The following is a 10,570-nucleotide window of genomic DNA, read 5'->3' as shown; positions in this document are numbered from 1 at the left end:
ATGGTAATAAAAAATATCTCTGTTGTATCAATACTAGCAGTGCAGCTATCCAGCTCTTGGAATTAACTCCGGATGGTAAAACAAAACTAGTATTCGCCGATAAATATTCTCAAGATGGTTTTGAAACCTTTATTCCCTATATGAATAATGGAGTTCTCTTTGCTTACCGTCAGAATGAATCTTCGAAACGTTGGGAAATTGTAAAACTTGAGCAAAAAAATGAATTATAATGGATTAGTTAACAAATGAATCCGATACTACCGAAGGCGTAACACCTATTCTTGTAGGTGTTACTATTCCCAACATTTGCCCACAATTTCCCCAATCCGCCCAATTACCCTCTAATTTCCCCTATTGGCCATTTATTGAATGAAGAGGGGCATATCCTGAAGTGGTTCAATTTTCTCTCGGATTGACTGTATCCGGCTCCGTTTTTGGTTTAGTTCTGAATTTTATGAACACTATCTCTGTTATTTTTGTTGGGATGGCAATATCCTTAACCATCTCATTATCAAGAAATAATGACAATATTAAAATCGTCACCACCAGTTATCTTAAACAAGCCATGCTATATATTATGTTCTTTTCCTTAATATTTTATTTCATTAGCCCTCTATTACCTTATATTTATTTAGGCCCTACGGATAATTTATTAATTCAATACCTTGCATTATCGGTTGGTGTTATTGCATTTGATGGAGTGGCTCAATCCTTTATTTCAGCGCTACGAGCATATGGAATATCAAAAATCCCGCCTCTATTTAGGTTATCGTTAATATTCATCGGAATTCCTTTGTCATTTTATTTTGTTATCGATAACGATCCGATTGCAAATATTATTAAATTTATGATGATTGGTAATATACTGGCAAGTATATTTTGCATTCTTTACTTCATTAACAATTTCTCCTACATAAAAAAACTGCGATTGATTAAGCAACGGTATTTTTTGTTAATCATCCGTTTTCTTTGCGGCTTCTCCCTTGCTCCGATAAGCCATTATCAAGCCTATCGGAGCATTTCTATAAATAACGTGTCACATTTTCATAAACTATCTGCCTCGAAGTTATCTGCTTTGGCGAGCGGGTTCAGTATAATATCCGACATAAATAATTCCTCTTAAAATATGGGATTTCTTTAATTCACTGATATTTTAAATACTAAAAAACATTTTTTATAAAAAAATTAAATATAAAAATTCAATCAAGATTTTATTAATCCTATATCATAACGAATACCCGATCTAATTTTATATATTATTAATGAGAGTAAATATTATCAGCCATCATAGGTTTGTAAGATATTAACATCATCAGTTGGCTTGATCTCGAATTGAGAAGTACATCCAAAATTATCAATTATCGTCACAATACAACCTACAGGATAATGGTCTATCACTGGTGCATAACCGTAATCCTCCCAGGATCCTTTAGTACCTCTGATATATACATCACCGGAAAGAAGAGGAATATTTTCATCACCAAAAGGCGCGCTTATTATCCCTATTGCACCATAAACGGTTAACTTTATCGTGCTCATATTTAATACGAGACACCTTCGGATTGGACGACGATCCGGAGTGACAGCCACCCCTTCAGGTACCTGCATACCCCCCTTAATTTGCATATCCTTTATTCTCAGTGATAAAGGTAATGTCCAATAATAAATTTCGACATCGATAGACTGGTCTTTTTTATATTGTTTATGATAAGCATGATCGAGCTTTAGTGATAGTTCATTACTTTTAATTTTATACGGTGAGCGGGGCACCACGATTAGCGTTTGTATATAAGGTTCCATATTAGTTGTGAGTTTCTGCCCATCAATAGTTATTACAACCATAAATTCCATGGACTCATTAGGGGTAGCCGCAGAACGCAGATAACGATAAATGGCCTCTGACTCTGCATCTTCCTGTACCCCTTTTTGTTGTTTTTGCTGATTATTCAAATAAGTTAAATTCTCTTCAGCATATTGACTTCCTTTCTCCCCTCTTAACCCCTCGTCATATTCATTTTTAGTTTTATCACATGACCAACCTGAATAAATAGGTGCATCCACATTGGTACTGCGCGCAGTAATTGTCACACTCTCTTTCTCTTCAGGAGTTAACGGTACATCCGAATCATCCACGTGCTTTCTGATGTTAATAACCACTTTAACCTGATGATTACCATTTGCATAAAGTTTATCTGTTATTTTGCTGCTTCCCGCAACAAAATAAGCCTCAAATGTTTGTAAATAAACACCCATTTCAATACCTCCATTCTGATGCCTATTGCATGATAGTGAAACCATAAAATGGTGGAGCAATTTCCCGCGGGGGAACATCTTTCATGAGTGAGAGTGTATGATTATCATTGAGAGAGCAGACGTATTATTCTGTGTTCGCGCTTCGGAATGAAATAACCGTCATCCACAGTATTCAATAACATATCCTGATAAAAACCAATACCGTTCAAATACTTTGGAAAACATAATTCAACAATATACCGTTTCCCATTCAGGGTAAAAGGGATATATTCATAGAATTTGCTTATCATATGTACACCACCAATCCAGTCATCTCCATGCTGATTTCGGAATAGTGCATGTACGGTAGGTTTATTTAAAAATAACATATAAAATCCTTTCGTGGCTTTACATTAAATAAATTTTCACCTTCTTATTGATTGTTTTAAATATCTATTTAAAAACCTTCCAACAATCAAACTTTCAATCCGACAGAATTCAAACTATCACAATATATTTATAGTCAATGAAATCAAAAAATCGCCAAGAAAATTTGGCCATTAATTTTTTAATTAAATATGTTTAATCTATATTATTTTCCATCTCAAAAAATATTAATAATATTATAATTAATTTTCCATTATTTATAATTAATTTTTATTTAAACACAAGGTTAGCAATAATTATTTCATTTATTTCTTAGTAAGTAACAACATTTTCTTTTAATGTATAAGTGTTTTATCATTAAGAAAATAAATAACAATTAAACAAACTGATTAGAATCAGGATATGATTAGGATACGCATCCATTCATGAACCTGTATCCCCGAGGACAGACGGTTTCATATATTATAAACCTGCCCAAATAGACTAACAATTTTTACTATCTGAGCATTAAGAAAACGCTCAGAAAGACTATAACTATTTCAAATCACTATCAATTTATATCCACACCAAACTTTTGCATAAGCACTCTTCTTCCTTGCTCCGTCAATATCAATTCGCGGCTATCTAATTGTCTAATCGCCCATTTTTTCTGTAAAAACGTCTTAAACAACGAGGCACCCAGAAATCCGCCAAGATGAAAATGCCGTTCACTCCAATCAAGGCAAGAACAGGCAAATTTCCGCCTTGACAAGGATTCAGTATCACAACACACGCCAATAGAAAGCAAAAAATCGTTCCCCTCCTGTGTCAATTTATAATCACGGGTCATCCAACGATTCGTAAGCAAGCTATTATGAATTTTTACCGCAATTTCCCCTGCCATATGGTCATAACAGGTTCGGAAAAAACGCAGTGATTTTGGTGTGGAAATTATGGCGATATCCGTGTGATTACGATTGGCAAAGCGCATCATGTTTTCCAGCAACGCAGCCACTTCTTCGCTATGAATTTTAAAATAACGGTGCCGTCCCTGTTTAACACAGATCACCAGTTGCTTTTCTACCAATCGGTTTAAATGAACGCTGGCTGTCGAAGGTGCAACATCAGAAGCTACACTTAATTCCGTTGCAGTATAAGCGCGACCATCCATCATCAAAAACAACATACGGGTACGAGTGCGATCCGCAAGCACCGCCGCAATCGTCGCAACGCTTTCTTCAAGGTTAAAGTCATTCATATTTCGCTAATCACCGAAGTAACAATGAAACCAGCAAGATATCTTAGCGTTTTCTGTCCTTCAAGGAGATAATCATGTTAGCTGTTATATTTGAGGTCGAAATCGCAGAAAACCAGAGTGATCGTTATTTTGACACCTCAGCCACATTAAAGCCGATATTGGAGGCGATCCCCGGTTTTATTTCTGTGGAACGTTTTCAAAGTCTCAATAATGACCGCAAGTATCTTTCGCTCTCATATTGGCGTGATGAAGAAGCAGTAAAAAAATGGCGAAATACTTACCCACATCGGGAAGCGCAAAAATTGGGACGCAATGGTGTATTTACAGATTATCGATTAAAAGTAGTGACGGTTATTCGTGATTACGGGTTGAATACGAGAGAGGAAGTACCGAAGGAAGACTAAGAATATTAATACGTCACCAATGGACAAGCAATAAACCGACCAAAGAACATCCAATACCAGTATGCTACTGAAAAGCCGGCAGTAACCAAATAGGTGATGGCTTTGAGCTTATTTTCCGGAAATCTTTTAACGCTCCTCAAAACAAATGCCGCCATAAAAGGCAATAAAAAAACAAAACACAATGGCGCAGTCAATATCCTGTCATCATCAATCACAAAAGCATTGACTACATCACAGACTGTATTGATTCCTTTTTCCCCGATTGTCCACTCATAGTCAATTGTAGAAAAACATCCCACCAATATGGTACTGAACAAAATAAAGACAATACATATTAATATGTTTATAATTTTCATGCTTATTTATTCTTCTTATCTATATAAAGACAAGATTTAATCCTTGCTCAAAATAGCTGGAATGTATCAGCGAGCGTTTATATCAAAAAAACTAACGCATTATTCTACTTTCCTATCAAAGATAAGATCTTGATCACAAGATAAAATAATATAATAAACCGAAAAATCGGAATTTATCATGGAGCAGAGAATTCAAGACTCTATTTATGGTATGAGAATTTATGAGATTGATAACCGAGTATGACAGAAGTAATAGGGAGAAATAGACAGGCCCTTACCCATTTCCCCATGTTGCAGAGAAACAGATAAGAGCCTGAAAAGAAAAAATTTATACCAAACTTACTTAGCGATACATCTCAAATAGAGATAAACCTTTTAAGTCAGTGAAAGCTTTATAAGAAGCTTGCAGGGCAGCCTGCTGCTGATAATAGCTGGAAATAGACGATGTCCAATCCACGTCCACCAATTCCCCTGTGCGAACTTTATTGGATATGCTGCGCTCACTGCCCAACGAGTCCAGTTGTTCCAGTTCCTGAAGCTGGAGGCCGAGAACCGCTTCCACCGAAGAGAAGTTGTCCAGACTATTGCGGATACCACGGTTGGCTTTATTTATCAGCTCCATGGCATCATTCTTTTCCTGCTCACTGGCCGTGCTGTACGGCGTTCTCAACGCCTTGATCGCTAAGTCAAGGGTAGCAAAAACATCTGACTCACCAGTGCCACCATTAGGTTCTTTAATCGGATTGGTCGTTGTCGATAAAAAAACCTGCTGCCCCGTATGAGCAATGATCATCGAGCGGTTATCATCCACTTTCTGGGTAATTTCTTCATGTCCACCTTTGTAATGGATTTTCCCAGATGCATCCGCTTTGAAAGGTGGAACATCGGTTTTGTAACCCCCAAAGATATAACGGCCATTACCATCCGTTTTATTACCGAGGTTCAGCAATTGTTGCTTAAAACCTTCCAACTGCTGCGCATAGGATTCACGATCCTGATCACTCTGCTCATCCGCTGCCGCAACCAAAGTCTCAAAAACATTAGTCGCAACCGAAACGATATTTGAGGTAATACTTAACTGAGCTGACATGGAATTTCTGGCAAAAATGCGCGCCGTCATGAATTGCTGATTTTTCGATTCAGACTGAGAAACCATGATGCTTTGTGAAGCCGCTAAGGGATCATCTGACGGGTTAATAACCCGTTTACCCGTGGACAGTTGCTCACCATAGCGCATCCATTTGGATTGGGCGCCCAAAATCCCATCCATTTTTTGACTGTATAATAGATTCGTACTTACACGCACAATATCACGTCCTTTTTATTATCAACCGAGCGGTAATTAGCGAATGCCCAAAATAGCATCGAACAAGGTCGTCGCTGTCTGGATAACACGGGCGTTTGCCAGATAGTACTGCTGCAAGCGTTGCATGGCGCCATATTCTTCGTCCATATTGACGCCAGAAATCGATTCGCGGGTCGCATAGAGTTTGTCAACGATATGCCCCTGAGTTTCGACACTGACCTGAGCTTCATTGGCCTTACTCCCCACTTGACTAACCAGTGACGCATAAGCCCCCGCAAAAGAAGATTTGTCATCAATCAGACGCTGATCCTGCAAGGCAAGAAATTTCTTCGCGTTGCGGTTATCACTTGGGCCGGCATCTTTAGCACCCGCAGTCGCCAATTGAGAGGAATCCTGGAGATTCACTTCCAGCATTGCCACTACGTTACTGACGGTTTTTAGCGTGTAGGTGTCGTGATCCTGAGAATGAGCAGCATCGATTTCAACTTTCAGTCCATCGAATTCCAGCGCATTGCCATTCTTGGTAACAGGAACCGCTGCCTTATCAGAAACGCGCTGTACTTTCCAATCTCCGCCTTCATATTTGACGGTATAGTCACTGTCTTTCACTTTGGTGGTATCTGCGTATTCCACCTTAATATCAGCCGTTCCTTTGTTATTGCTGTTGGAAATAACATCCGGCTTGGTGAAGTTAAAGAAATCGACACCCGGCTTGCCTTTCAGATCAAAACCGCCGTTTTGCACCTGATTAAACTGATCGGCCATTACCAGAGCCAATTGGTTCAATTGATTGCGGCTTGAATCTACGACTTCCCTGCGCACCTGCAATGCACCGCCCAATGTGCCTTGGGAGATAAAGCGCTCGTCTATTTCTTTCGTTCCCACGGTGCCGTTGTTATAGCCCAGCGTGATGCGACTGCTGTCAGTGCTGGAGGGGATCGCTTCTAATCGATAGGATTTACTGCCCGATACCAGTGACATACCACCACCGAATGAGACGTTATAAACGCCACCATCCTGCTGGGTTACGCTCACTTCAACAAACTGGTTTAATTTGTTGACCGCTTCATCACGTTTATCCAGTAAAGCCAGCGGTTCGCCTGTCCCCGTACCGCGCATACGCGTAATTTCATTGTTCAGCGTGGCAATTTCTTCAGCGTATTTATTGATTTCTCTGGCATTCTGCTCAATTTGGGAATTGATGCTGTTATCTATCTGACGCAGAAATCCATCCGCTTCTTTGAATCGACTTACCAACCCTTCGGCTTTACCCAGAACCGTCGTTCTTGCCGCACTGTCTTCCGCATTACTTTCAGCCGCACCCAGACTTTTAAAAAACTCTTCAATGGAATTAGAAAGGCTGGTGTCCTTATCAGCCAGCAAGTCATTGATTTTGGTGATTTGCTGGTTATAAGCGCCCAGTGCGGCATGTTTGGTTTGTGCAGAGCTATGTTGCTGGTTGATGAACTCACTATATTCGCGGTTAATCGAACTGACAGCCACACCATTGCCAATAAAACCCGCCGGTGACAGGGTTCCGTTATTCTGTGTCAGCACGGTTGTCTGTCGGTTATAGCCCGCACTCTTGGAGTTGGCAATGTTATTACCCACTACACCCATCGCCACCTGCGCAGCATTAATACCACTCATGGCAGTATTCATAAGACTATTAGACATGTGTAGATCCTTTTACGTTTTCGTTATGCCTCCGTCATGGGAGGTAATTCACTGCTACAGTTATCGGCAATATTCTCTGATCCTTGAACAAAAACGGCGTTAATCTGTTCGATTAAAACAGGTTGTCGAAATCATCGGTATAGGCTTTTACCATTTGATTGCCGGTACTCTTTAACTGCTGGATCAGTGACACCAGTTTTTTGGCGTAACCCGGGTCGGTGGCATATCCCGCACTCTGTAAAGAATATGCGCCCTGCTCTGCCGTCGTTGATTGTGCGACCTTAGCGTAACGCGGATTTTCCGTCAGCAGTTTGACGTAATCCGTTATTGCTTCCCGGTAAGAGCCATAAACCCGGAAACTGTCGTGCATCTTCTTCGGTTCACCCTCAATGTATTCCGTCGTCATGATGTTAGTGACCGCCCCTTTCCAACTCTTGCCTGCCTTAATGCCAAACAGGTTATGGCTCGGTTTGCCTTCCGCTGTCAGAATTTCCCGCTGTCCCCAGCCGGATTCCAGCGCCGCCTGTGCAATGATCAATAAATGAGGGATACCGCTTTGCTGGCTCGCTATCTGCGCAGGCAGGGAAAGCATGGAAACAAAGTTAGTGCTGTTAATTGGCAATGACTTCGATTGCACGGACCCCTTGGAAGCTGCCGCAGAAAACGGCGCAGTCATGGTACGGCGCATAAACTGTTCCAGTGCCTGCTTCGGCAATGTTTGCAGGAATTCCTTATCCAGCGGCATTGGTACCGTTCCGGCCTGTTCGCTGGCAGCACTGTTCGCGTTGGAAAATTGCTTGACGATCATATCGGCAAAACCCAGCCCCTTTTGGGAAAGATCCTGGGCAATTTGCTGATCGTACATCGACGTATAAAAACGTGTCTGATCACTGCTCAATATGCCATCTTGTGGCAACGAAGAACGCATACTTTTCAGCATCATCTGAACGAAAACGCCTTCAAGTTCCTGGGCTACCTGACGTAGCCCTTGTTGTGGTTCCTGTGACAATCTGGCTTTCAGTGAATGCAGCGAATTCACATCGTAAGCGGCATTGGGCGTTGTCAAAAAATCACTCATCAAATGATCTCCAGTTTTGCCCGCAAGCAACCCGCCGTTTCCATCGCCTGCAAAATGGACATTAAATCTGTCGGTGTCGCGCCCAGGACATTCAATGCACGGACAACCTGTGTCAGATTGGCACTGGCATTAACTTGCTGTAATGCACCGCCCTGTTCCTGAATTCCGACACCCGTATTACGGGTCACCACAGTATTGCCCCCCGCTAATGGGGTATTAGGCTGATTAACCGCCGTCTGACGTTCAACAGTGACAGACAGACTGCCATGTGCAATGGCGCAGCTATCCAGCGTAACATTACGGTTCATCACAACCGATCCCGTGCGGGAATTGAAAATCACTTTGGCATCACCCGCATCCACGCGAATATTCAGGTTCTGAACTTGAGACAGGAACCTTACCTGTTCGCTGTTTTCTCTCGGCAAACGCAACTGTACCGTGCGGGAATCCAGCGGCGTTGCCGTCCCTTTTCCTTGCAGGCGATTGACCGCATCACTGATTTGCTCGGCCAGACTAAAATCATCATTATTCAGTTGCAGGTTCAGCGTTCCTTTCTGGCCAAATTGAGTCGGCAACTCCCGCTCAATCACCGCACCATTGGAAATGCGACCACCCGCAAGCTGATTAATCTTGATACTGTTACCACCGGCACTGACACCTGCCCCACCGACCAGAATATTGCCCTGTGCCAGCGCATACACCTGATTATCAATCCCTTTCAGAGGCGTCATCAGTAATGTTCCACCCCGCAGACTTTTGGCATTACCCAATGAGGAGACCACAACGTCAATATTTTGCCCAGAGCGCGCAAAAGGGGGCAGCTTGGCTGTCACCATCACAGCAGCTACGTTTTTAAGCTGCATATTCGTACCGGACGGCACAGTAATCCCCAGCTGCGATAGCATATTGCTCAGACTTTGGGTGGTAAAAGGGGTTTGCATGGTCTGGTCGCCTGTTCCATCCAGCCCGACCACCAAACCATAGCCAATCAGTGCGTTATCCCTAACGCCCTCAATGGTGACCAAATCACGAATGCGCTCTGCCGAAGCGGTGCCAGACACGACTATGCTGGACAACGCCAGTAAAAGTGTAAAAAGGCTGGCGACTAATTTTTTCATCCTGACCATCCTCTTTTAAAACGGTGAGATATTCATAAAGAAACGTTGCAACCAACCCATTGTCTGTGCTTCGTTGATATAACCATCGCCAACATACTCAATGCGGGCGTCCGCTACTTGATTGGAGCTCACCGTATTGGTGCCGGTAATGGTGCGCGGGTTTACAACGCCAGAGAAACGAATGAATTCCGTTCCCTGATTGATGGCGATCTGTTTTTCCCCCACAACATGCAAGTTACCATTGGCCAGTAATCTATCAACGGTCACGGTAATCGTGCCCCTGAAGGTATTGTTGGCATTGGCTCCCCCTTTGCCCCCAAACTCATTATTGCCTTCCATGCTCAAATCGGTTTTGTCACCGCCCATCAACCCTTTTAAGAAACGGGGAGTCAGAGCAGCAGTGAAACCGGTTTTTCCATTGCGGCCGGCGTTGGCTGAGGAGTTTTTGCTGGCACTGACATTTTCTTGCAGAATAATGGTCAGCGTATCACCGATATTGCGGGGACGGCGGTCTTCAAACAACGGCTGATAGCCATAATAAACTGGTTGGGAAACCTGAAAAATAGAACCATTTGGCGTTGGAGCAAGTGCTTCGGCGGGTTTTGCGGTTGTCGCTCCTTCCACCAGCGGTTTGTGCGGTATATAGGCACAGCCTGCCAGTGACAGTACCGCCAGAGCCATGCTGATGCGCCACTTATATCCCCGGTTTTTCCGTAAACTGGGAGAGTCATAAGCTACGTTGTTCTCGGCAACGGGCATTGTATCCATCTTCGAT

The 10,570-nt window shown here is 42.4% G+C and carries 11 protein-coding genes; 2 read left to right on the top strand and 9 right to left on the bottom strand.

What is annotated here, in order from left to right:
* The coding region (locus tag PSI22_RS18080; protein WP_273580950.1) for a hypothetical protein at positions 1–230 on the top strand (230 nt) is incomplete at its 5' end.
* Between the two features lie 1,048 nt (positions 231–1,278).
* Here PSI22_RS18080 and PSI22_RS18075 read toward each other — a convergent pair.
* The 3 genes from PSI22_RS18075 to PSI22_RS18065 form a co-directional block, all read right to left on the bottom strand.
* Positions 1,279–2,253 (bottom strand): hypothetical protein, encoded by a 975-nt coding sequence (locus tag PSI22_RS18075; RefSeq protein ID WP_273580949.1) that lies wholly within the window; start codon positions 2,251–2,253, stop codon positions 1,279–1,281.
* Positions 2,254–2,357: 104 nt separating this feature from the next.
* On the bottom strand, positions 2,358–2,621 hold the full coding sequence (locus PSI22_RS18070) for a hypothetical protein (RefSeq protein ID WP_273580948.1): 264 nt from the start codon (positions 2,619–2,621) through the stop codon (positions 2,358–2,360).
* A 548-nt stretch (positions 2,622–3,169) separates the two neighbouring features.
* On the bottom strand, positions 3,170–3,856 hold the full coding sequence (locus PSI22_RS18065; protein ID WP_273580947.1) for an ArsR/SmtB family transcription factor: 687 nt from the start codon (positions 3,854–3,856) through the stop codon (positions 3,170–3,172).
* A 74-nt stretch (positions 3,857–3,930) separates the two neighbouring features.
* Here PSI22_RS18065 and PSI22_RS18060 point away from each other — a divergent pair, with 74 nt between their 5' ends.
* Entirely contained in the window at positions 3,931–4,260 is a 330-nt protein-coding gene (locus PSI22_RS18060) for an antibiotic biosynthesis monooxygenase family protein (RefSeq protein ID WP_273580946.1), read from the top strand.
* Between the two features lie 5 nt (positions 4,261–4,265).
* Here PSI22_RS18060 and PSI22_RS18055 read toward each other — a convergent pair whose 3' ends face one another.
* The 6 genes from PSI22_RS18055 to PSI22_RS18030 form a co-directional block, all read right to left on the bottom strand.
* Positions 4,266–4,616 (bottom strand): DUF2645 family protein, encoded by a 351-nt coding sequence (locus PSI22_RS18055; RefSeq protein WP_273580945.1) that lies wholly within the window; start codon positions 4,614–4,616, stop codon positions 4,266–4,268.
* A 343-nt stretch (positions 4,617–4,959) separates the two neighbouring features.
* Positions 4,960–5,922 (bottom strand): flagellar hook-associated protein FlgL, encoded by a 963-nt coding sequence (flgL, locus tag PSI22_RS18050; RefSeq protein ID WP_273580944.1) that lies wholly within the window; start codon positions 5,920–5,922, stop codon positions 4,960–4,962.
* 36 nt (positions 5,923–5,958) lie between these two features.
* The gene (gene flgK / locus PSI22_RS18045; protein ID WP_273580943.1) at positions 5,959–7,599 is read right to left on the bottom strand and encodes a flagellar hook-associated protein FlgK; all 1,641 of its coding nucleotides are present in this window, start codon (positions 7,597–7,599) and stop codon (positions 5,959–5,961) included.
* A gap of 112 nt (positions 7,600–7,711) precedes the next feature.
* Complete coding sequence (gene flgJ / locus PSI22_RS18040) at positions 7,712–8,680, bottom strand: flagellar assembly peptidoglycan hydrolase FlgJ (protein ID WP_370689045.1); 969 nt, start codon at positions 8,678–8,680, stop codon at positions 7,712–7,714.
* A complete protein-coding gene (locus PSI22_RS18035; protein ID WP_273580941.1) occupies positions 8,677–9,795 on the bottom strand; it encodes a flagellar basal body P-ring protein FlgI in 1,119 nt (372 codons plus the stop codon). Before PSI22_RS18035 ends, flgJ begins: the two co-directional genes overlap by 4 nt.
* A 15-nt stretch (positions 9,796–9,810) precedes the next feature.
* Positions 9,811–10,563 carry a flagellar basal body L-ring protein FlgH gene (locus tag PSI22_RS18030; RefSeq protein ID WP_273580940.1) on the bottom strand — a complete coding sequence of 251 codons (753 nt, stop codon included), beginning with the start codon at positions 10,561–10,563 and terminating at the stop codon, positions 9,811–9,813.
* Positions 10,564–10,570: the final 7 nt, after the last annotated feature.

It is taken from the genome of Xenorhabdus aichiensis (assembly GCF_028598775.1).
Lineage (GTDB): Bacteria > Pseudomonadota > Gammaproteobacteria > Enterobacterales > Enterobacteriaceae > Xenorhabdus > Xenorhabdus bovienii.
This window is presented reverse-complemented; position numbering and strand designations above follow the sequence as displayed.

Excerpts from the sequence above, each read along its gene's own strand:
- PSI22_RS18075 (WP_273580949.1), bottom strand. The coding sequence starts at position 2,253 with ATGGGTGTTTATTTACAAACATTTGAGGCTTATTTTGTTGCGGGAAGC.
- PSI22_RS18070 (WP_273580948.1), bottom strand. The coding sequence starts at position 2,621 with ATGTTATTTTTAAATAAACCTACCGTACATGCACTATTCCGAAATCAG.
- PSI22_RS18065 (WP_273580947.1), bottom strand. The coding sequence starts at position 3,856 with ATGAATGACTTTAACCTTGAAGAAAGCGTTGCGACGATTGCGGCGGTG.
- PSI22_RS18060 (WP_273580946.1), top strand. The coding sequence starts at position 3,931 with ATGTTAGCTGTTATATTTGAGGTCGAAATCGCAGAAAACCAGAGTGAT.
- PSI22_RS18055 (WP_273580945.1), bottom strand. The coding sequence starts at position 4,616 with ATGAAAATTATAAACATATTAATATGTATTGTCTTTATTTTGTTCAGT.
- flgK (WP_273580943.1), bottom strand. The coding sequence starts at position 7,599 with ATGTCTAATAGTCTTATGAATACTGCCATGAGTGGTATTAATGCTGCG.
- PSI22_RS18035 (WP_273580941.1), bottom strand. The coding sequence starts at position 9,795 with ATGAAAAAATTAGTCGCCAGCCTTTTTACACTTTTACTGGCGTTGTCC.
- PSI22_RS18030 (WP_273580940.1), bottom strand. The coding sequence starts at position 10,563 with ATGGATACAATGCCCGTTGCCGAGAACAACGTAGCTTATGACTCTCCC.